This is a genomic window from Streptomyces sp. HP-A2021 (genome assembly GCF_022807935.1).
Classification (GTDB): domain Bacteria; phylum Actinomycetota; class Actinomycetes; order Streptomycetales; family Streptomycetaceae; genus Streptomyces; species Streptomyces afghaniensis.
In genome coordinates, this window is sequence record NZ_CP094344.1 from 3,553,527 (window position 1) to 3,576,533 (window position 23,007).

Consider the following 23,007-nt stretch of genomic DNA (forward strand, 5'->3'; position numbering starts at 1 on the left):
TCGTTGTTGTCCTGGCGGCAGCTAGCGATTGCCCCAGGAGATCAAGGAAGTTCCCATGGTCATTCCGCCACCGAATCCTGCGAGCAGGACCAGCTCTCCGGCCGCCAGCCGGCCCGAGCGGTGCGCGTGGTCCAGAGCGATGGGAATGGAAGCCGCCCCGGTGTTGCCGTGTCGGGCGACCGGCATGTGCAGGTGCGCATGGGGCAGGCCCAAGTGGCCCCATATGTCCCGGAGCATGGCTCCGTTGGCCTGATGCGGGATGAAGTGGCGGATCTCTTCGGGCGGTACGGACAGGTCCGTCAGCAGGTCGTGAACGGCACGCGGGAGTTCCCGTGTCACGTAGTCGCGGACCTCGCGCCCACGCATGCGGAAATAGTGCTCGCCACGGGCGAGGGTGTCGGTGGAGGAGGGTTGCCGGCTGCCGCCTGCCGTGATGCCGATGAGGTCGAGCAGTCGGCTGTCCGTTGCCACGCTGCCACCGAGGAGCCCGCCCGCCTCAGCGACCGGCCCGAGCACCACCGCTCCCGCCCCGTCCCCGAAGAGCGGAGCGGTCCGGCGATCCGATGGGTCGACGATGCGTGAGTACACGTCGCTGCCGATCACCAGCGCGCGGCCACCGGGCCGCCCGTCCTCCAGGGTCATGGAGGCCCCGGCCCGCAGTGCGACGACGAATCCCGCGCACACGGCGTTCACGTCGAAGGCGGCGGCACGGTCGGCGCCGAGCAGACGCTGAACGACAGCGGCAGTAGGGGGCTGGGGCTGGTCGGGTGTGGAAGTGGCGACGATGATCCAGCTCAGCTCGGCGGGACCGACCCCCGCGTTCTGAAGGGCTCGGCGGCCGGCTTCTGCCGCCAGGTCCGACGCCGCTTGGTCATCCTCCGCGTACCGGCGCTCAAGAATGCCCGTCTTGCGTTCGATCCACTCCGGGGTGACACCGGTCGAGGCCGCCATTTCCTGGTTCCCGACCATGCGCTTCGGCAGGAACGAACCCGTGCCCAGTATCCCGACACGCGCCGCGGTTGCCCGATACGTCACAATCCCATGTTTCCTTGCGGGTGCCCGGCGCCACACAGGGTGCGCTCAATTTCACTGGCGATGCCTTCCTGCTCGTCAACGAGATAGAAGTGACCTCCCGAGAAGACATCCAGCGTGAAAGATCCCTCCGTGTGATCACCCCAGTGGTGCAGTTCACTGACTTCCACCCGTGGATCCGAGAACCCCGTGAAGCCGCGGATGGGGCATTTCAGAACGGGGCCGGGCACGTATTCGTACGTCTCCGCAGCGTGATAATCGCTGCGAATCGCCGGGAGGAACATCTTGAGTATGTCCGCGTCGCCGAACATCTCCGAACCAGTGCCGTCGAGCGCCCGGATGTCCTCGGCTATCTCCTCGTCCGAGAGCCGGTGCAGCCCCTTGTCGACGTTGCGGTGGGGGGCAGGTCGTCCCGAGACGAAGAGGGCCTCGGGCTGTCGGCCGCTCGACTGCAACCTCAGCGCGACCTCGTATGCGAGCGTTGCGCCCATGCTGTGCCCGAACAAGGCGTAGGGGCCGTCGAGTCGCGGACCCACCGCCTCGACAACGCGGTCAGCCATCTCATGAATGTGCGGAATATTGGCTTCGGACCTGCGGTCCTGACGCCCCGGGTACTGCATGGACCACACGTCGATCTCTGGGGCCAGCCGCTGCGAGAACGGAAAGAAGAAGCTGGCGGATCCGCCTGAATGCGGGAAACAGAGCAGCTGGTATCGCGCCTCGGGTGACGGGTGAAACCTGCGCACCCAAGCAGTTTCTTTAACGGGGTTACCAACCACGCCGCATACTCCAAATCATCCTTCGCAATGAACGGGGCGATGCCTCACGTTTGCACATGATGCCCGGGGGATGCGACCGCAGCAATCCCCTACTTTCGCCGAGCCAGCCGGTAGGGGGGCAGGTGAACCGGTCGTCCACGATAGGGGATTTCCGTGAGAACCGAGCCCGCCTAATCTCTGGCGAGAAGGGCGTGCACTGCCCCACCTCGCACTCGCCCCCGGAGGAAACCACGTGAAGGAAATAGTCGATGCCATCGTCTCCACCGAGGCGACGTCCGACGACTACGCGGCGCTGCCACTCCCGGACAGCTATCGAGGCATCGCCGTCCGCAAGGCTGACACCGGAATGTTCGATGGGCTGGACTCGGGGGTGAAGGACCCACGCAAGTCCCTTCACCTCATGGAAGCTCCGGTGCCCGAGCTCGGCCCGGGCGAGGCGCTGGTCGCCGTCATGGCCTCCTCCGTGAACTACAACTCGGTGTGGACCTCGATCTTCGAGCCGCTGCCGACGTTCGGCTTCCTGGAGCGCTACGGCCGCACCAGCGAGCTGGCCAAGCGCCACGACCTGCCGTACCACATCATCGGCTCCGACCTCGCGGGCGTCGTCCTGCGCACCGGACCCGGCGTCAACGCCTGGCACCCCGGCGACGAGGTCGTCGCGCACTGCCTGTCCGTGGAGCTGGAGTCCAGCGACGGCCACAACGACACGATGCTCGACCCCGAGCAGCGCATCTGGGGCTTCGAGACGAACTTCGGCGGCCTCGCCGAGATCGCGCTGGTCAAGTCCAACCAGCTGATGCCCAAGCCCGGCCACCTCAGCTGGGAGGAGGCCGCCGCCCCCGGTCTGGTCAACTCCACCGCCTACCGCCAGCTGGTCTCCCGCAACGGCGCCGGCATGAAGCAGGGCGACAACGTGCTCATCTGGGGCGCGAGCGGCGGACTCGGCTCGTACGCCACGCAGTTCGCGCTGGCCGGCGGCGCCAACCCGATCTGTGTCGTGTCGAGCGAGCGGAAGGCGGACATCTGCCGGGCGATGGGTGCCGAGGCGATCATCGACCGCAACGCCGAGGGCTACAAGTTCTGGAAGGACGAGCACACCCAGGACCCGAAGGAGTGGAAGCGCTTCGGCAAGCGCATCCGTGAACTCACCGGCGGGGAGGACGTCGACATCGTCTTCGAGCACCCGGGCCGCGAGACCTTCGGCGCCTCCGTCTACGTCACCCGCAAGGGCGGCACCATCGTCACCTGCGCCTCGACGTCCGGCTACACCCACGAGTACGACAACCGCTACCTGTGGATGTCGCTGAAGCGCATCATCGGCTCGCACTTCGCCAACTACCGCGAGGCGTGGGAGGCCAACCGCCTGATCGCCAAGGGCAAGATCCACCCGACGCTCTCGAAGGTCTACCCCCTCGAAGAGACCGGGCAGGCCGCCTACGACGTGCACCGCAACCTGCACCAGGGCAAGGTCGGCGTGCTGTGCCTGGCACCCGAGGAGGGCCTGGGCGTGCGCGACCACGACAAGCGCGCCCAGCACATCGACGCCATCAACCGCTTCCGGCCGTGAGCATCCGGGACGGAAGCCGATGACAACCAGAGGAATGGACGTGCAGGACACAGTGGAACCCGGCCGGGCCGTCGGAGTCGTGGGACTCGGGACGGTAGGCGAAGCGTTGTTGGGCATGGTCGCCGCCACCGGACGCCCGGTGGTCGGCGTCGACCACGACCCCGATGTCATCGCCCGGGTCGAACGACGCCTCAAGGGCCAAGACCTCGACGCGACCGGAGAGCCCGCCTCCTGCGCCCTGACCACCGACATCACCGCGCTGGCCCACGTCGGGGTCGTGGTGGAGGCGGTGACCGATGATCTGGCCGCCAAGCGCGACGTACTTCGCCGGCTGCGTCAGGTCTGCCCGCCCGATACGGCGTTCGTCACCACGGCCTCCTCGCTGCCTCTCTTCCCTCTCGCCACCGCATCGGGGTGTCCCGACCGGATCGCCGGCCTGCGGCTGCTGCGCCCGCCGGCGACCGGCAGGCGCGCCGAAGTCGTACGCACCTCACTGACCTCCGACGAAGCAGTCGAGGTGGCGGAACGCCTCGCGACAGCCATCGGCCTCGAAAGCGTCGTTCTCGGGCACCATGCGAGCGACTCCGCCGCTCGGCTCGTCCACCCGTACCTCAACCGCGCTGCCGCCATGGTCGCGGAGGGTTTCGCTTCCCCCCGCGACATCGATACCGCGATGCGGCTCGGTTGCGGACTGCCGTCCGGTCCGTTGGAGCTGATCGACGAGCTGGGCGTGGACGAGGTCCACAGCTGCCTGCAGTCGCACTGGAACCGCACCGGTGACGAAGCCTTCCGCCCGGTGCCGCTCCTGACCTCGATGCTTCGAAGGGGCACCCTGGGAAGGAAGACCGGCCAGGGCTTCCACGGTTACGACGAGCAAGGTCTGCCGAGCGAGCAGAGCCCGGTCGAGCAGGGCCGTGTGGATTCCCCGTCACCCGGCAGGCGCATACGTCACGTCGGCGTGTACGGCTCCGGCACGATGGCACGCGGTATCGCGGAGGTGTGCGCCACGTCCGGGCTCCGCGTCACGCTGGTGGCTCGTAGCACCGACAAGGCACAGAGCACCGCGATGGCCATCGAGGCATCGCTGGTCAAGGCGGTGCGTCGGGGCAGGATCACTCCGACCGGGAAGGAGGAGGCGGTCGCCGCGCTCGCCGCCGTCGACGACGTGTCGGCGCTCGCCGACTGCGACCTGGTCATCGAGGCCGTCGCGGAGGACCTCGACATCAAGCGCGGCGTGTTCGCGCAGCTCGGGGCGGTTCGCCGGCCCGGTGCGATCCTGGCCACCACTACCTCCAGCCTGTCCGTCGCGGCCTGTACCGCTCCGGCCGGCTGTCCCGGAGAGACGCTCGGCCTGCACTTCTTCAACCCCGCGCCCGTGATGAAGCTGGTGGAGCTGGTGCGGACGCCGGACACGGCCGACGACGTGATGGATGCGGGCCGCGCGTTCTGTGCCGGCCTCGGCAAGGTCTCGGTGACCTGCCCCGACCGAGCCGGCTTCATCGTCAATCGCCTGCTCTTCCCCTATCTCACGGACGCGGTGCGGTTGTTGGATGACCCCGCTGTCGACGTCGGGGCGCTCGACACCGCGGTGGAACGGGGATTCGGATACCCGATGGGACCGTTCACCCTGCTCGACGCCATCGGCCTGGACGTCTCCCTGGCGATCCTGGAACGTCTGCACGCCGAGTTTCCCGGGGCGGGCTGCGAACCCCCGGCCGTTCTCAGGGAGCTGGTGGGCGGGGGCTATCTCGGACGCAAGGCGGGCCGGGGACTGCGCAGGGCGTGAGGCACCGCTCAACTCCGGCAGAACTCCGTTGAGTTCAGTGCCACGGGGAGCTCTGCACGGCCCCGCACCCCCAGCTTCCGGTAGATGCGGGTCAGATGCTGCTCGACGGTGCTGGGGGTGACACCGAGCTGCTCGGAGATCTCCCGATTGGTGAGACCCTCCCGCGCGAGCTGGGCCACCCGATGTTCGGCCCTGCTCAGCGTGTGGAACTCTTCGGTCACCGCCGACGGCCTCATGCCGGACCGCGTGTCGGAGCCGGTGCCACCCAACCGGTCGTACACCACCTGCGCCTGCTTGCGCAGCCACGGGCTGCCCGTGTCCGGCTGTGCCAGCTCCTCCTCCAGGAGGCGCGCCGCCTCGTCCCTGTCACCGAGCTCGGCGAGCGCTTCGGCGGCGTAGACCCGCCACGCCGTGAAGACGGACACCTTGAGCTTCCATGCGGCCATCAGGTCCCGGCACGCGTAGAAATCGCCGAGCGCCGCTTTGTGACGCCCCGCGGCCAGGTGGAGACGACCGCGCGCCTGCAAGTAGTGCAGTCCGGGCAGGGACTGGAACATCAACTGGGGTACCGGGGCGCGGAAGCACTCGGTCGCCGCCTCGAGGTCCCCGAGACCGACGCAGGCGAGAACCTTGGCGGAGAGCGGCAGACCGACGGCCACCCCCCAAGCCGGTGGAGGCAGCAGCGCCAGGGCCTGCTCCGCGCGGCTCAACGCGGTCGTGAAATTGCCCAGCCAGCTCTCCAGGATGGCGCTGGCGGCCAGCAGGATGGCCTGACAGGTGGTCGTGCGCCCCGAGCAGCCCACGACCAGCCGGTCGCACCAGTCCGCGGCTCGTTCGAGGCGTGCGGCGCGAATCAGCGAGATCAACGCGGCCATCGTGGGTGCCAGGAGTGGTTCATGCGGCACTTGCGCCTGCAGGAGCTGCTCGGCGGCTCCACACGCGTCGTCGGTGGGTCCCTCGGTCAGCAACGACGCGAGCACCAGCGCTCCGTCCCACTGCGGATCGACCGACACGATGCACTGGCCCGGATCGTGCGGGGATTCCAGGGGGCTGTGCCGGTATCGCGCGCCGTGATTGGGAAAGAAGTACGCGAGCCAGACCCGCAAGGCGTCCAGGCGGGCCCGAGCGTCCTGGGGCAGCTCCTCCCGCACGGCATCGAGGTCGGTGAGGAGGGCGCTGACCTCCTGCGTCCGCCCCGACCACAACAGATACATGCCCAGCAGCAGACTGTGATCCCGGCTCAGTCGACCGGCCCGGTGCTCATCGAGCAGATCGGTCAGGTGCCAGCGCACTGCCCCCGGGTCCACTTCCCACTCCGCCTGCGCCAGTTCGGCCCGGACCAGGGCGCGCGTCGATCCGTCGGCGGACGCGTCGTACGCGGCTCTGAGGAAGGCGATGGCCTGTTCGGCGTCGTGCTCATGCAGGGCCTGCGCGGCAGCTTCCCGCAGGGCGATGACCGCCCAGGGCTCCTGGGCGGGCCGCGCCTGCACCAAATGTCCTGCCACCACGCCCAGTTCGGCGTTGGCCTCGCGCAGTGCCAGGGCGGCGTTCAGATGCAGCCGTGTGCGTTCGTCGCCGGGGATGCCGTCCAGCACCACGTCACGAGCTGCCTCCAGGTGGTAGGTGAGGCCGTCGGTCAGGCCGGCTGCCTCCAGGGCCGTGCGCGAACGTGCGGCCTCACCGGCGGACATGCCCAGGTGGTGCAGCAGTCGCTCCACTCGCTCCGCGGTAGCCGACTCCCCGAGGACAGCGAGCGCCCGCGCGGTCCGCAGCCCGTCCTCGGTCATCAGACCGTGGATGTACTGAACGGCGAACCGGACCGCGTCGCCACCCGGTGGAGGGGGGACCGCGCCCTGGCCCGGTTCGCCCGGTGCACCGGAACTCGACCAGTCCTTCAGAAGCGCGTGCAGCAGCAGAGGGCTCCCCCCGGACGCCCGCCGCCACAGCGACACGGTCCGGTCGCAGACGCCGCTTCCCATGTGCTCGGCGAGTACTCCCTTGACACACGCAGGGCACAGCGAGGTGAGGCGCAGCAGCGAGCAGCTGGGATTGCGCATGTACTCGGCCGTCAATGCGGGACTCTGCTGGGGGAGGTCGGAACTCCCGGTGAGCAGGATGAGGGCGCGCAGTGGGGCCACACGGTGGATGACGTAGAGCAGGTAGCGCAGGGACTCGCTGTCGATGTCGTGGACATCATCAACGGTGACGATCAGTGGTGTGCGCTCGGCGACCTCGCAGACGGCGTCGTGCACCACGGCGGCCACCTTGGCCGGTGACTCGCACGCGGCCGCGATCTCGTCCATGGAATAGCCCAGACAGGACAGGAGTTGGGCAACGACGCCCAGCGGGAACGAGCGCTCCGCCGCCGATGCCGTGGCGCTCAGCACAGTCGCGCCGGCTCGCTCGGCCTGCCCTTTGACGTAGTCGGCCATCCGGGTCTTCCCGACCCCAGGGGGACCGAGAACCAGAGCAGCTTGCCCCCTACCGTCACGGGCCTCTCTAAAAAGTCCGTCAAGAAGTTGTTGTGCTCGGCATCGTTCTGCCAACTCCATGACGGACATCGCTCCTTCCAGGGCCGCCCGGCTTCGGCCGCCACATGTACTGCTCACGCAATCAAAGCATGCCTGGCGACACCCCCCCTAACCCGGTGACGCTCGCACCGCTGAAGCCGACCCACCGTGGCGCCGGGCGGGACTGGGGCCAGATCGGTCGCGCCCTCTTTACGGTGATGAAATAGGGGGGTGGCGCACCCCCCTAATCATCAACCCCCAATGAACTGGGGCTTCTTGCAACACGTCTGAGCATTGGCTAGCGTGCAAAGCCCTGTGGGGCCCTCGACGCTTTCAGCCGCTCTTCCCATTCCCGGATGGGAACTGCATGAGAAATGCCAAGACCTACAACGGATTTCTAGGCCCGGAACCCGACTGGCAGCAGTGAAGGGAAGATGGAACAGTGGACGTATGGGTTACCGGTCTGGGCGCAATGACGCCGCTCGGCGGAGATATGCCGAGCACGTGGGCCGCAATGCGAGACGGCGCCAACGGAATCAGCTGCCTGGAGGACGAATGGGCCCGGGAGCTGCCCGTCCGGATCGCCGGGCGCCTTGCGGTGAACCCCGCCGACTCCCTGGCACGGACCGAAGCCCGTCGGCTCGACCGTGCGGAGCAGATCGCCCTCGTGGCGTCCCGGGAGGCCTGGCAGGACGCCGGCTCCCCGGAACTTCCCCCTGAGCGCCTCGCGGTGGTGATGGGCACCGGCATCGGTGGCGTCACGTCCCTGCTGGCCCAGAACCACACGCTCGAGGTCAAGGGGCCGCGGCGGGTCTCACCCCACACCGTGCCCATGCTGATGGCCAACGGCCCCGCTGCGTGGGTCAGCATGGACCTGGGCGCACAAGCCGGCGCCCACACTCCCGTCAGCGCTTGCGCGTCGGGGGCCGAGGCCATCGCTCTCGGCCTGGACCTCATCCGGGCCGGCCGGGCCGATGTCGTCGTGGCCGGGGGCGTGGAAGCCAGCGTGTTGCCCCTGCCGCTCACCGGCTTCGCGCAGATGATGGCGCTGTCCACGTCCAACGATGATCCGGCACACGCCAGCCGGCCCTTCGACGCCCAGCGCAATGGCTTCGTCCTTGCCGAGGGGGGCGCGGTCGTCGTGCTGGAGCGAGCGGACCACGCGCGAGCCCGCGCCGCTCGCGCCCATGCGACGGCCCTGGGTGCGGGCACCAGTTCGAGTGCCGCCCACATCACCGCCTCGGACGTGGCAGGACAGGTGCGCGCCATGACCCTGTCGCTGCGCGACGCGCGGATCACCGGGGAGGACGTGGGGCACGTCCACGCCCACGCGACGTCGACACCTCAGGGCGACGCGTGCGAATCCGATGCCATCGCCCAGGCCATCGGTACGCATGCCGTGGTCACCGCGACGAAATCCATGACCGGCCACATGTTGGGGGCGTCCGGGGCCATGGGTGCGGCTGCGGCGGTCCTGGCGCTGCGTGACGGCGTCGTGCCCGCGACCCGCAACCTGCGGGAAGTGGATCCGCGCATCGATCTGGATGTGGTGATGGACGAGCCACGCCCGGGACGGTTCCACACCGCATTGGCCAACTCCTTCGGCTTCGGCGGGCACAACGTCTCGCTCGTCTTCGGCCGTGCCTGACGTTTACAGGAGCCCTCAACTGCCGGGTCGCCCAAGCGAGTTGGGCCAGTGCGGGGCGCCACTGTCACCGAGCGGCACTGCTTTGACTCTCTCTTCGAAAGAAGTCCATGACATCCGAGATACATGAGAACAGGTGCCCCATCCGTCTAGATGTGGATTTCTACAGGGATCCGCATTCGGTCTACCGGGCGATAAAGCAACGCGGAAACAAACCCACCGAAGTCGTACTCGAAACGGGTATGGCCTACCTGCCGCCGAACTTGCGTGCCTGGTTGGTGACTTCCTACGAGGATGTCGAATTCGTGCTGCGCGATTCCCGGTTCCGCAAAAGCATAGACGAAGCAATGCCGCTGTTCGCGGCGAGCGCCCAGGGCAGCGGACAGCAGCAGGACCGAAGCTCGCTGCTCTACGACAACATGGCGAACAACGACCCGCCGGTCCATACCGCCCTGCGCAAACCGCTCAACAGCTCCTTCACCGCGCGGGCAGTGGCTCCCAAGCGCCAGGCCATGCAGGAACTGGCCGAATCAGTACTGGACGCCGTCGCGGGACAGGAGTCGTTCGACCTCGTCCAGGACTTCGCCTTTCCCTACTCGATCGGAGTCATCTGCGACACGCTCGGGGTCCCGCGCGAGGATCGCGAGACGTTCCACCAATGGGTGCAGACGATCACCAGCGATGCGGAACCCGAGGTGCTCCGGCGCGATGCGCAGCGCATGGTCGGCTACCTTCGCGGCCTCATCGCGCAGCGACGTGAGACGGGCACCGACGACATCCTGACGCAACTCGCCGTCTCCCTCAGCGAGTCGCAGGCGGTCGCCCAGGCGTACGCATTGCTCGCCGCCGGCTACGAGACCTCGGCGAACCTGATCGTCACGGGGCTGCTGGTACTGGAATCGGACCCGGATCAGAAGGCGCGCGTATGGCGGGACCGGTCACTCGTGCCGACCGCCGTGGAGGAGATGCTGCGCCATCAGTCCCCCTTCAATCTGTCGCTCTACCGGTACGCCACCGAGTCGGTCGAGGTGGGCGGGACGACCATCCCGGCCGGCTCCATCGTGTTCCTGGCCTTCGCGGCGGCCAACCGCGACGACGCACGTTTCGAGGATCCCGACCGCTTCACCGTCGACCAGCCGCGCCGTGAACACCTGGCTTTCGGCGGCGGCATCCACAACTGCATCGGCAAGCACCTCGCGCGCCTGGAGGCGGAGGTCGCCTTCGACGTCCTTGTCCGACGCTGTCCGGAACTCTCCGTCCGCACGGCGCCCCAGCACATGGACTGGAAGGCCAGTCCCACCTTCCGGGGACTCAGGAATCTCGTCGTCGCCCCCGGGCCGCTGCGATCCCGCTCGGGCACGGCAGAGACAGGTGAAGCAGCCTGATGACCGCACTGACACACCAGCCACAACCGGCACCGCCGTACACGGCACCAGGCGCGGACCCCGTGGCTGTCATCGGTTTGTCGTGTCGCTTTCCCGGCGCCGCCGATCCGGGCGCGTTCTGGCGCAACCTCGTGTCCGCGGCGGACAGCGTGGGCACCGCTCCGCCCGGTCGCTGGGAGGAACGGGTCGGACCCGCGCCCGCGGAACCCCGCAACCCCATTCGGCATGGCGGCTTCATCGAGGGCATCGACGAGTTCGACGCCAGGTTCTTCGGCATCGTCCGGCGTGAGGCCGAGTACATGGATCCGCAGCAGCGGCTCCTGCTCGAGCTCTCCTGGCAGGCGTTGGAGGACGCCGCCGTTCCCGCTCACAGCCTGCGCGCGACGCGCTGGGGCGTCTATGTGGGGGCGGGCGCCGATGACTTCAGAACGCAGTACTTCGCCTCCGGGCGCCTCGACAGGTTCGGGCACATGGGCTCGAGCCGCTCGCTGCTGGCGGGGCGCGTCTCCCATCACCTCGGGCTGCGCGGCCCCAGCGAAGTCGTCGACACCGGTCAGTCGTCCTCCCTGTACGCGCTGCACCGGGCACTCGCGAGCCTGCGGCTGGGCGAATGCGACGCGGCGCTCGTCGCCGGCGTGAACCTCAACCTCCTGCCGGACGTCACCGACCAGGTTCAGCTGTGGGGCGGCCTGTCCGCCGACGGCCGCTGTCGCGCCTTCGACGAGCGTGCCGACGGATACGTCCGCGCCGAAGGGGGTGGCGTCGTCGTACTCAAGCCGCTCGAGGCTGCCGTACGCGACGGTGACCACGTCTACTGCGTGGTGCGCGGCAGTGCCGCCAACAACGACGGAGGCAGAACAGCTCTCGGCGTCCCCAGTCCGGACGCCCAGCGCGAGGTGATCGAAGCCGCCCACCGCGCCGCGGGGGTCACGGGTGCGTCGGTCGGCTACGTCGAACTGCACGGTACGGGAACGCCCGTGGGTGACCCGGTCGAGGCCGAGGCCCTCGGCGAGGCCATCGGCAGGCGGCGCTCGCGGGCCACGCCGTTGCTCGTGGGCTCGGTCAAGTCGAACATCGGGCACCTGGAGTCGGCGGCGGGCATCGCCGGATTCATCAAGGCATGCCTGGTACTGCATCACGGGCAGCTGCCGCCGACCCTCCACCATCACCGCAGCCCGGCGGAACTGCCGTTGGCGGACCTCAACCTCCGGGTCGTCGGTGCGGACCAGGAAGAGCGCCTGGGCACCGACGAAGTCGTCGGGGTCAGCTCCTTCGGCATGGGCGGCACCAACGTCCATGTGGTCCTGGCGGGTTCACCAGCCAGGACGGATCCGTCCGGCCGACTCGGGTCCCGGACTCCGTCCGAGCGCCCCACCACGGACACCGTGTGGTGTCTCTCCGGTCGCACCCGCGAAGCGGCCCGCTCACTGGCCCGCGCCTTCCTCGAACACTCCTTCCCCACGGAGCGCTACACCGTGAGCGACGTGGCGTGGTCCCTCGCCCAGCGCGGCGAGGGCGAGCACCGGGTCGCGGTGGTCGGCGGCAGCTGGGACGAGATGCGCGACGGACTGCTCAAGATCGTGGCAGGCCACGACCTGGCCATCCCGGCGGACTGGCTGCACGAGGGAGGGGCTGAACGCGCTGCCTGGGTCGCCGTCGCCGGTACCTACGCCGCCCACGGAGACCTGGCCAAGGTCGCAGATCGATTGGGAACAGGACGGCGCAAGGTGCCCGGCCTGCCCACGTACCCCTTCGAACGCGACACCTTTCACGGGCCCACCCCGCCCCACCCCGTCGCCCCGGCCCCCGAACCGGCCCCCGCGGCACCGGAAGAGGCCCGCACCCGCCCCCTGCTCGACGGCTGGCAGCAGGCTGCCGATCCTTCGGAACGGCTCTGGCTCATCCGGTCGTTCCTGGAGCGCGAACTGCTCGACGTTCTGGGCGAGACGGGCGACGAGCACCTGCGCGTGGACCCCGACAGCACCTTCAAGGACCTGGGCGTCGACTCCATGTCCCTGCTCGAGCTCCAGGACCGTCTCACGGCCGCCACCGCAGTGGAACTCCCCGAGTCCGCGCTCTTCGACCACCCGACGGTCAACGACCTCGCGGCACATCTGAACACCGAACTGGAGGCACTCCGTGGCTGAGAACACACCGCAGCCCGAAGACATAGCCGTCGTAGGTATGGCCTGCCGCTACCCGGGCGGCATGAACACTCCGGAGCGCCTGTGGGCCCTGGTCGACGAGGGCCGGGACGTCATCACCGACTTCCCCGACAACCGGGAGTGGCACACCGAGGACCTCTACGACCCGAGCTTCGTGCGGCAGGGCGGGTTCCTCCACGACGCGGACCTCTTCGACGCCGACTTCTTCGGGATCAGACCCGCTGAGGCGATCTCCATGGATCCGCAGCAGCGGGTGCTCCTGCAGGTCACCTGGGAGGCGATCGAGCGGGCGGGCATCGTCCCGTCGAGCCTCAAGGGTTCGCAGACCGGCGTGTTCGTCGGGCTGATGCCGAACGAGTACGGGATGCCGCTGTGGAAGTGGCAGGACGAGACGGCCGGTTTCATGGGCACCGGCACCTCACCCAGCGTGGCGTCCGGGCGGATCGCCTACCTCCTGGGCCTGGAAGGTCCCGCCCTGACCATCGACACCGCCTGTTCGTCGTCCGGCGTGGCGATCCACACCGCCGTCCGGTCCCTGCGCAGCGGCGAGACGGACCTGGCGCTCGCGGGCGGCTGCACCGTGCTCACGGGGCCCGGCATGTTCGTGGACTACGCGAAGAAGGGTGCCCTCTCACCGGACGGACGCTGTCGTACCTTCTCCGACACCGCCAACGGAACCGTCTGGGCCGAAGGTGCGGGCGTCCTCGTCCTCGAGCGCCTCTCGGAGGCCCGGCGCAATCGGCGCCGCATCCTCGGCGTCATCAAGGGAACCGCCGTCAATCAGGACGGCGCGAGCAACGGCCTCACCGCACCGAGCGGCAAGGCTCAGGTCAAGGTGATCCAGCAGGCGCTCGCCGACGCCCGGCTCACGCCCGGCGAGATCCAGCTCGTGGAGGCGCACGGTACGGCCACCAAGCTCGGCGATCCCATCGAGGCCAACGCCATTCAGGCCACCTACGGAGCGGACCGCGAGGACGAGCCCGTGTGGATCGGCTCGTTCAAGTCGAACATCGGCCACTCCATGGCCGCCGCGGGAGTCGGCGGTGTCATCAAGTGCCTGAGCGCGATGCGCGCCGGCACCATGCCCAAGACCATGCACGTCGAGGAGCTCAACTCCCACGTGGACTGGTCCTCGTCGGTGAACGTCCTGCGTGAGAGCAGGCCCTGGCCCGCGGCACAGGACGGGGCACGTCGGTGCGCCGTCTCCTCGTTCGGCGTCAGCGGCACCAACTCGCATGTGATCCTGGAGGCCTGGGAGGACGAGCCGACGGCTGTCGCGGCCCCGGCGGACGCCTCCGACGACGCCACGCACGTCCTCACCCTCTCCGCCAAGGCGCCGACGGCTCTGCGTTCTCACGCCGCGAGGGTCGCCGAACACATCACCTCCGGGACCTCGTCCCTGGCGGCGACCGCTCATGCGCTCGCGACACAGCGCGAGCACTACGCTCACCGCGCCGTCGCCATCGCGGGAGGACGAGAGGATCTGGCCGCTGCGCTCCAGGCGTTCGCCGACGACACGGACTCCCCGGCAGTGGTGCACGACGAGGCACGTCGCATTCGGCGCCCGGTCTTCGTGTTCCCCGGTCAGGGGTCCCAATGGGAGGCCATGGCCGTGCAGCTCCTCAAGGACTGCGACGTCTTCCGGCTGAGGATCGAGGAGGTCGCGGGAGCCTTCAAGCCCTACCTCGACTACGACTTGCTGGCAGTGCTGACCGGCGAGGACCACGACACGGACCGAGAGCGCACGGACGTCGTCCAGCCACTCATCTTCACCATGATGCTGGGTCTCGCGTCGATCTGGGAGCTCGCCGGTGTCCGGCCCGCCGCGGTGATCGGACATTCTCAGGGCGAGGTCGCCGCCGCGTGCCTCGCCGGTGCTCTCAGTCTCGATGAGGCGGCCCGTGTGGTCGCCTGCCGCAGCCGCGTTCTGGAGGACGAGGGGCGCGGCGCCATGGTGGCCGTGGCGCTCGGCGTCGAGGAGGCGCTGGCCGCCACACGCGAAGCGGTCGCGGATCTCACGGTCGCGGCGAGCAACGGCCCCGCATTCACCATCCTGTCCGGCGACGACGAACCCGGTATCCGACGTCTGCTGGACCAGTGCGAGGACCGGGGCGTGTACGCCCGCCGGGTCCCGGCCAAGTGCGCCTCGCACTCCCCCGTCATGGCCGAGCTCGAAGGCTCGATCATGGCAGGACTCGACGGCCTCCAGGCCTCCGCGGAGGAGGTGACCTTCTTCTCCACAGTCGAAGGCGGCCGCGTACGGGGGCAGGACCTGACCCCCGCGTACTGGTTCCGGAACCTGCGCGAGCAGGTCCGGTTCGCCGAGACCGTCACGGCCATGGTGTCGCACGGCTACGACGCGTTCATCGAGATCAGCCCGCACCCGGTGCTCCTCACCCCGCTGCGTCAGATTCTGGAGCAGGCCGACAGCGACGCCCCGGTATGCGCGACTCTCCGTCGGGACCAGGGTTCGTACGAGCGGTTCCTGACGGCTGCCGCCGAGGCCTACGTACAGGGACACGACGTCGACTGGGCTGCCCTGCACAGCGGTGCGTGGTCCGCGGGTCCGGCTCCGGAGGGCCTCCCCACCTATCCGTTCCAGGGACGCAGGTTCTGGCTTCCGTCGCAGATGGAGACCACGGTGCAGACCACGGCCGCCCCCGTGGCCGCCGCTGCCCGCCCGAGCGCGCGCAGGACGGGGATCGCAGCCGGCGGCCACCCGTTCCTGGCATCCGTGGTCGAGACGGTCGACGGCACCACGGTGATGAGCGGGCGCCTGTCCATCCGAAGCCACCCGTGGTTGATGGACCACCGGGTGGAGGACACGCCTTTGCTGCCCGGCACCGCCTTCGCGGAGCTGCTGCTGTCGGCGGGACGCGAACTCGACTGCCCCGACCTCGACGAGATGGTGCTCCGGGATCCGCTGTTCCTGCCGGTGGACGGGTCTCAGGTCGACGTCCAGGTGACCGCGCGCAGCGCCGACGCGCAGGGGAAACGGGCCGTGGCGGTGTACTCGCGCTCGGCGGCCGACGCCGAGTGGCGGCATCACGCGGAGGGCTTGGTGTCCCCCGAGACCCCTCGACCGGCTCCCGCCGCTCCCCCGACCGAGGCCGGTGCCGTACGCCTGGAGACCGACACGCTGTACTCGCGGCTGCACGGGATGGGCTACGGCTACGGCGACGCGTTCCAGGGCGTACGCAGTGGAGAGCACGGCGACGGCTGGGCCCGCTCCCGGGTGGTCCTGCCGGACAGCGCTCGGGTCAACCACAGCGGCTTCGCGCTGCACCCGGCGCTGTCCGACGCGGCACTGCACGCCGCCGTGGCCTGTGGCCTGATCGAAACGCCGGCGGCAGCGGACATCGCCGTCCCCTTCGCGTTCAACGGCGTACATGTCGATGAGGGCGACCATGCCGACCAGTGCTGGGCCGTTGCCCGCCGAGTGGCTCCCGACGCGATCGCCCTCACTCTGGCCGACGACGACGGACACGTGCTGCTGAGCATCGACCGCATGGTGGTCCGCGGCCTTGAACGACCCGCTCAGCAGCCGGACCACGAGGAGGCCACGCTCTACACGACCGACTGGGCCGAGGCCGAGGGCGAACTCGGCGTGGAACGCCGCCTGTGCGTCGTGGGGGCTGACGGGCCGCTCGCCTCGTCCCTGCGGGACACCGCACACGGCGGGATCACCGTGGCCACGCTCGACGAGGCCATCATGATCGTCAGGGCTCTGCCCGGAGACTGGCAGGTCGTCCTGTCCGCCCCGCCGACGGGCCCCGGGGCCGTGACCGCGGCTCACGTCCACGACTCGGCAGCGTGGGCGCTGGAGGCCGTCCAGCAGTGGATGCTCGCCGAGGACCTCTCCGAGCGTGCCCTGCTCACGTTCGTCACCCGGAACGCGGTGGCCGTGCCCGGCGATGACGCGCACGACCTGGCCTCCAGCACTCTCTGGGGGATGGTGCGCACCACGCAGACCGAGAACCCCGGTCAGATCCGCATCATCGACGTCGACGACGCCGCAGTCGCCGAACCGGCACCGATCAAGGCGGCGTTGCTGCGTTCCGAGGCCCAGCTGGCCGTGCGCGCGGGCCGTGTGCTGCGCCCGCATCTGTCGCCTCACGCTTCCGTCACCGCCCCGTTCCCGGACTGCGGCGACGACACCGTCGTCATCACCGGCGGCACCGGCACCATCGGCCGCGCCCTGGCCCGCCACCTCGTCACCCGGAAGTCCGTGCGGTCTGTGGCGCTGCTCAGCCGCAGTGGCCGGCAGGCGCCCGGTGTCACGGCCCTCACCTCCGACCTGGAGCGGCTGGGCGCCTCGGTTCGCGTGCTCGAGGTCGACACCACCGACGCGGAGCGCCTGCAAACGGTCCTGGACCAACTGCGCTCGGAACGTCCGCTGGCAGGCGTCGTCCATGCCGCGGGCCTCCTCGACGATGCCATCGTGCCGAACATGACGCCCGGGCAACTGCACCGTGTGCTGGCGAGCAAGGTCGACTCGGCGCTCAACCTGGACGCTGCGACGCGCGAGGACGACCTTCGCTTCTTCACCGTCTTTTCCTCCCTCTACGGCGTGCTCGGCGGCCCCGGGCAGGCCAACTACGCCGCCGCGAACACCTTCCTGGACCACTTCGCGCACTGGCGCCGGGCACAGGGGCGGCCGGCCAACTCCGTGGCCTGGGGCCTGTGGGACGAGGCGACGGGCATGACGGGGCACCTCGACGAGGCAGATCTGCTGCGGCTGCGGCGCAACGGAGTGGCGCCGTTCACGGTGCCGGAGGGACTCGCCCTGTTCGATGCCGCACTCGGCAGCGGCACCACCGCGGTGATCGCGGCACGTCTCGCGGTGGCCGATGCGACCGACGACGCGACGATGGACGGCCCGTTCCTGTTCTCCCGCCTCGCCGGGCGCGCAGTGCCCCGGACCGAGAAGGTGCGCGAACCCGCACCCGCACCCGCTGTCGCCGCCGCCCCGCCCGCGCCGGCTCCGCGGCCGGAGACGCAGGAGGAGCCTGCCGCCTCCGCTCAGCCACGCGCCGAGGCCGACCGGCCCACCCGTCCGCAGGAGGCGGCCACCGTCCTCGACCTCCTGAACTCGACGGACGCATCCCGCGACCAACGCGTCGCCGGCCTCCTCACGGTGGTCAAGGAGAGCGTGGCCGAACTGCTCGGCACCGAAGCCCGGCGCGTGGATGCCCAGCAGTCCTTCTACGAGATGGGCTTCGACTCCCTCACCTCCATGGAGCTGCGCGTCCGCCTCGGCCGCAAACTCGACATCCGGCTGGGCGCCACCGTGGTCTTCGACCACCCGACTCCGGAGGCACTCGTCTCCCACGTCGTGGATCTGTTCCAGCCCGATGACGGGCAGGAGCAGCCGGACGAATCCGAGGAGCCCGGCCCGGGCCAGGTCGCCGAGACGGGCTCCGCTCCGGCCCCGACTGCCGTGCCGGCGAAGCAGCAGGCGCGACAGAGCGCGGACGCCGAGGAGCCGAGGGCGGACGAGCCCGCCCTACCCGACTCCGCCCCGTTTCCCCTGACCAAGCTGCAGGAGGCGTATCTCGCGGGGCGCTCCGGCGACTTCGAACTGGGCAATGTCTCCACGTACTTGTACGTGGAGGTCGACCTGGCGGGCTTCGACGTGGCGGCGGCCGAGCACGCGCTCGACCGGCTCGTACGGCGCCACCCGATGCTGCGGGCCGTCTTCGACCCGGAGGCCGGGAGCCAGCGGGTGCTGGGCACCGTGCCGCGCGTATCGATCCCCGTCGAGAACCTGACCCGGCTCACGGAGGACGAGCGCGACGAGCGGCTCGCCGCGATACACGCGGAGCTGAAGGCCAAGGAGTTCGACGTCACGAGCTGGCCCCTGTTCATGGTGCGCGCCACGGCCATCAGCCCGACCGTGACGCGACTGCACTTCGGCATCGACGTACTCGTCTCGGACGGCAGCAGCACCTCCGTCCTCTTCAAGGAGTGGGCGCAGCTGTACGACGCTCCGGACCTGCAGCTTCCGGAACTCCGGTCCGGGTTCGACGAGTTCACGCTCAAGGTGCGCGAGCAGGCCGCGGCGGCGGAGAACAGCCGGAGCAGGTCGTACTGGAGCGGTCGCCTCCAGAGCCTGCCCCCCGCTCCTGAACTGCCCCTCGCGGTCCGCCTTGCCGATGTGCCGCGCCCCGTGTTCACCAACCGCTTCCTACGCGTCGACGCGCCGGAGTGGGAACAGTTCAAGCGCAATGCCGCGGCAGCCGGTCTGACGGCGTCGGGCGCCGTACTCGGGGCGTACTGTCACGTGCTGGCCGCGTGGTCCAAGACACCGGACTTCACGATCACCTGCCTCGTGTCGCAACGGGACGCGGTACCCGGTGTGGACACAGCGCATGTCATAGGCAACTTCTCCTCCACAAGTCTGCTCGAGGTGCGGGTCGACCAGGCCGCTCCTTTCCGGGACACGGCCCGTCGGATCCAGCGGCAGCTGATGCAGGACATGGAACACACCGACTATTCGGGCCTCGATGTGCTGAGGGACCTCGGTCGCATGGACGCGAGCGCGGGGCGGGCACGCATGCCGGTCGTCTTCAACAGCACGATCGGCGGGGCCGCCGCGGGCGGGCAGGAGGCCGGGCCCGTGGGCTGGCTGTGCCGCATGGGCGAGACCGGCACGCCCGTATGGAGCGGGGTCCGCACCCCGCAAGTCATCCTCGACCACACAGCGTTCGAGGAGAGCGGTGGTCTGATCCTCAACTGGGACGTGGTGGAGGAAGTGTTCCCGGAGGGCGTCTTGGACTCCATGTTCTCGGCATACGAAAGGCTGATTCGTGAACTCTGTCGCTAACTCCGCCTGGCTCGCGCCCGCCTGGGCGAACGACCCTGCGACGGCTGCCGGCGGTGGGGGGCTTCAGCCCACTCCAGCGCCCGGGTTCGCCTCGGACCACACCCTTCATGGCCGTTTCGTCGAGCGAGCCGCGCGTACTCCCGATGCCGTTGCGGTGATCTCACGCGACCGGCGGCTCACCTATGGCGACGTCGACGCCGAATCGGCTCGTGTGGCCTCTCTCCTGGTGGAGCACGGCACCACCAAGGGAACGCTGGTCGGTGTGGTGATGGACAAGGGCTGGGAGCAGGTGGTCGGCAGCCTGGGCGTGTTGCGGTCAGGAGGTGCGTACGTCCCCGTCGACCCGCGCTGGCCGGCCCAGCGCCTCGCCGAGGTGATCGCCGCCGCGGGCCTGGAGACGATCCTCACCCAACCCGCGCTGCGCGACGTCGTCGACTGGCCCGACGGCGTCACGGTGCTGGACGTCGAAGCGCCCAGCCCGGTCGAGAACGCCGCGGTCCACACGGCGCCGGACGTCCCGGTGACACCTCGTGACGTCGCATACGTGATCTACACCTCTGGCTCCACAGGCGTCCCCAAAGGGGTGGTGATCGAGCACGGTCCGGTGGTCAACACGATCCTGGACGTCAACGACGAGCTGTCGCTCTCCGCGGACGACCGCGTCCTCGGCCTTTCGGCTCTCAACTTCGACCTGTCGGTCTACGACATCTTCGGCCCTCTCTCCGCCGGTGGCGCAGTCGTGCTGCCCGGACCGGAAGACGCACGCGAACCCGCCAGCTGGCTCGCCCTGATGGCCGAGGAGAGCGTGACGGTGTGGAACAGCGTCCCCGCCCTGATGGCCATGGTGTGCGAGCACCTGGCGTCGTCCGAGGACACGGGTCCCCGATCCCCGGGGGCTCCGTCCTCGCTGCGCGCCGTCCTCATGAGCGGGGACTGGATTCCCGTGGCCTTGCCCGACGAGATCCGGCGGTTCTTCCCTCGGGCGGCGCTGTGGAGCCTCGGGGGTGCGACCGAGGCGTCGATCTGGTCGATCTGGCATCGGATCGTGCCCGAAGATGCGACGTTGCCGTCCATCCCCTACGGCACGTCCATGCGGAACCAGAAGGTCTTTGTGGCGGATTCGCTGCTCCGGCCGCGCCCCACTTGGGTCGTGGGCGAGATCTGCATCGCCGGCGCCGGCCTGGCCCGTGAATACCTCGGCGACACGGAGAAGACCGCGAAGAGTTTCACGGTCTCTCCGTCCACCGGAGAACGCGTGTACCGGACCGGTGACTGGGGGCGTCTCCTGCCAGGCGGGGAGATCGAGTTCCTCGGCCGCGACGACATGCAGGTCAAGGTCGGCGGTTACCGGATCGAGCTCGGCGATGTGGAAGCCGCGCTGCTGCGATGTCCGGGGGTCACGGGCGCTGTCGTCACGGCCCCGGGCGACCGGAACCGTAAGCGACTCTTGGCGCACGTCGTGCTGGAGGAGGGTGCCGGGCGAACGGGAGCGGACGTCAGGAAGGCCGCGGAGGAATTCCTGCCGCCGTACATGCTTCCGTCCCTGGTGACCGTGTGGGACGCACTGCCCCTGACGGCGAACGGCAAGGTGGACCGCGCCTCACTGGCCCGGCACGAGGAGGAGCCGGACCCGGAGGATGAGAACGCTCGTCCCGACACCGAGGAGGAACAGGTCCTGCTCTCCCTGTGGAAGGACTTCTTCGAAACGTCCTCGCTGTCCGTCCTGGACAACTTCTTCGAACTGGGCGGGGACTCTCTGCGGGCCGTACGTCTGATGGCAGTGGTGAGGAAGGAACTGAACGTCTCCTTGCCCGTTTCCACGCTCTTCTCCGCACCGACGATCCGGTCTCTGGCGGGCCGCGTACAGGAGTCGCGCGCGGCCGCGTAACCACCTGAGTGTCCGGCTGGTACCGAGGGCACCAGCCGGACACTCCGGGCCGCGTCGTCAGTCGGTGAAGACGAGGCTGACGTTGTGTCCGCCGAACCCGAACGAGTTGGCCAGCGCCGCGGACCACTGGCCGGTGCGCCGCTCACCGCCCACCACGTCCAGTTCCACGCGCGGGTCGAGTTCGTCGAGGTTGCGCGTGGCCGGCACCGTGCCGTCCCTGAGCGCGAACAGAGCGGCCAGGGCGCCGACCGTTCCGGCGGCGCCCATCATGTGACCTGTCATCGACTTCGTCGCCGTCACCGCGGCGTGGCTACCGATCACCCGGCCGATCGCCTCGGCCTCCGCCAGGTCACCGGACTCCGTCGAGGTGGCGTGGGCGTGCACGATCCCGATGTCCGCCGGGGCCAGGCCGGCGTCACGCAGCGCCAGTTCCATGGCGAAGGCCTGGCCTTCCGCGTCGGAGGCCGTGATGTGGTTCGCGCTCGAACTCACGGCACTGCCGGCCAGCGTGCCGTAGGCGCGTGCTCCACGGGCCCGGGCGAACTCGGCGCGCTCGAGCACCATCATCCCCGCACCCTCGCCCATGACGAACCCGGACCGCTTGACGTCGAACGGGCGGGACACGGTCTCCGGGTCCACGGACTGCGTCGACAGGGCCTTCATCTGGGCGAATGCCGCGATGGTGAAGGGGTGCAGGCATGCCTCCACCCCACCTGCGACGACTATGTCCGCCCGCCCGCTGCGGATCAGATCCTGCCCCAGGGCGAGGGCTTCCGCCCCGGACGCACAGGCACTCACCGGCGTCCTGGCGCCTCCCTTCGCGCCCAGGTCCATGCTCACCCAAGCGGCCGGCCCGTTGGGCATCAGCATGGGGACCGCGAACGGCGACAGCCGGCGAACCCCGGCGCGCTCGAAGACGTCGTCCTGGCCCAGCGTGGTGAGGACACCACCGGTCCCCGTACCGATGACGACGGCGCATCGTTCCGGCTCGACCTGCGGAACGCCGGCGTCCTGCCAGGCTTCGCGCGCGGTGAGGACAGCGGCCTGCTCACCGCGGTCCAGCTTCCTGGCCTCGGTCCTCGGAAGCAGGGAGGCAGGGTCCACGGTGAGCCCGGCCGCGACGTGCACGGGCAGGTCCGCGGCCCACTCCTCCTCCAGGAAACGCACCCCCGACTTACCGTCCAGCATCCCCGACCACGACGACGGCGCATCGGCTCCCAGCGGCGTCATCGCACCGACGCCCGTCACCAGCACACGACCGCTACGGGTCACACGAACCTCCTTGAATTGTCCAGATGCTACATAGCACTGACTTGCCCTCATGACGATCATGTCAGCGCTCAGAAGCGGAGTCAGGACAGGAGTCGACCGATCCGAGAGTGAGAGATTGTTCTGTTCCAACAACAGAGATCAGAAAGGGGCCC

At 69.3% G+C, this 23,007-nt stretch carries 11 protein-coding genes; 7 read left to right on the forward strand and 4 right to left on the reverse strand.

Annotated features, from left to right (window positions below):
- Positions 1-21: 21 nt before the first annotated feature.
- Positions 22-1,071 carry a ketoacyl-ACP synthase III gene (locus tag MQE23_RS16025; protein WP_347710134.1) on the reverse strand — a complete coding sequence of 350 codons (1,050 nt, stop codon included), beginning with the start codon at positions 1,069-1,071 and terminating at the stop codon, positions 22-24.
- The gene (locus MQE23_RS16030; protein ID WP_243379449.1) at positions 1,032-1,778 is read right to left on the reverse strand and encodes an alpha/beta fold hydrolase; all 747 of its coding nucleotides are present in this window, start codon (positions 1,776-1,778) and stop codon (positions 1,032-1,034) included. Before MQE23_RS16030 ends, MQE23_RS16025 begins: the two co-directional genes overlap by 40 nt.
- Before the next feature lie 265 nt (positions 1,779-2,043).
- Between MQE23_RS16030 and ccrA the strand changes: the two genes are divergently transcribed.
- Positions 2,044-3,378 (forward strand): crotonyl-CoA carboxylase/reductase, encoded by a 1,335-nt coding sequence (gene ccrA / locus MQE23_RS16035; protein WP_243379450.1) that lies wholly within the window; start codon positions 2,044-2,046, stop codon positions 3,376-3,378.
- A 40-nt stretch (positions 3,379-3,418) separates the two neighbouring features.
- Positions 3,419-5,164, forward strand: a complete 1,746-nt coding sequence (locus tag MQE23_RS16040) for a 3-hydroxyacyl-CoA dehydrogenase family protein (protein WP_037674296.1) — start codon at positions 3,419-3,421, stop codon at positions 5,162-5,164.
- An 8-nt stretch (positions 5,165-5,172) separates the two neighbouring features.
- Here the strand turns inward: MQE23_RS16040 and MQE23_RS16045 are convergent, their stop codons facing one another.
- Positions 5,173-7,725, reverse strand: a complete 2,553-nt coding sequence (locus tag MQE23_RS16045; protein ID WP_347710135.1) for an AAA family ATPase — start codon at positions 7,723-7,725, stop codon at positions 5,173-5,175.
- Between the two features lie 391 nt (positions 7,726-8,116).
- Here MQE23_RS16045 and MQE23_RS16050 point away from each other — a divergent pair, with 391 nt between their 5' ends.
- The 5 genes from MQE23_RS16050 to MQE23_RS16070 all read left to right on the forward strand — a co-directional run bounded on the left by MQE23_RS16050 (position 8,117) and on the right by MQE23_RS16070 (position 21,583).
- Positions 8,117-9,322: a beta-ketoacyl-[acyl-carrier-protein] synthase family protein gene (locus MQE23_RS16050; protein WP_037672273.1), complete on the forward strand. Its 1,206-nt coding sequence runs from the start codon at positions 8,117-8,119 to the stop codon at positions 9,320-9,322.
- 152 nt (positions 9,323-9,474) lie between these two features.
- On the forward strand, positions 9,475-10,704 hold the full coding sequence (locus MQE23_RS16055) for a cytochrome P450 (protein ID WP_243379452.1): 1,230 nt from the start codon (positions 9,475-9,477) through the stop codon (positions 10,702-10,704).
- Positions 10,704-12,851: a beta-ketoacyl synthase N-terminal-like domain-containing protein gene (locus tag MQE23_RS16060; RefSeq protein ID WP_243379453.1), complete on the forward strand. Its 2,148-nt coding sequence runs from the start codon at positions 10,704-10,706 to the stop codon at positions 12,849-12,851. The genes MQE23_RS16055 and MQE23_RS16060 overlap by 1 nt, the downstream gene beginning before the upstream one ends.
- Positions 12,844-19,695, forward strand: coding sequence for a type I polyketide synthase (locus MQE23_RS16065; protein ID WP_243379454.1), 6,852 nt, complete (start codon positions 12,844-12,846; stop codon positions 19,693-19,695). Before MQE23_RS16060 ends, MQE23_RS16065 begins: the two co-directional genes overlap by 8 nt.
- Positions 19,679-21,583 carry a non-ribosomal peptide synthetase gene (locus MQE23_RS16070; protein ID WP_279345146.1) on the forward strand — a complete coding sequence of 635 codons (1,905 nt, stop codon included), beginning with the start codon at positions 19,679-19,681 and terminating at the stop codon, positions 21,581-21,583. The genes MQE23_RS16065 and MQE23_RS16070 overlap by 17 nt, the downstream gene beginning before the upstream one ends.
- A gap of 57 nt (positions 21,584-21,640) precedes the next feature.
- On the opposite strand, the gene MQE23_RS16075 is transcribed toward MQE23_RS16070, so the two are convergent.
- Complete coding sequence (locus MQE23_RS16075) at positions 21,641-22,855, reverse strand: beta-ketoacyl-[acyl-carrier-protein] synthase family protein (protein ID WP_279345147.1); 1,215 nt, start codon at positions 22,853-22,855, stop codon at positions 21,641-21,643.
- Between the last annotated feature and the right edge of the window lie 152 nt (positions 22,856-23,007).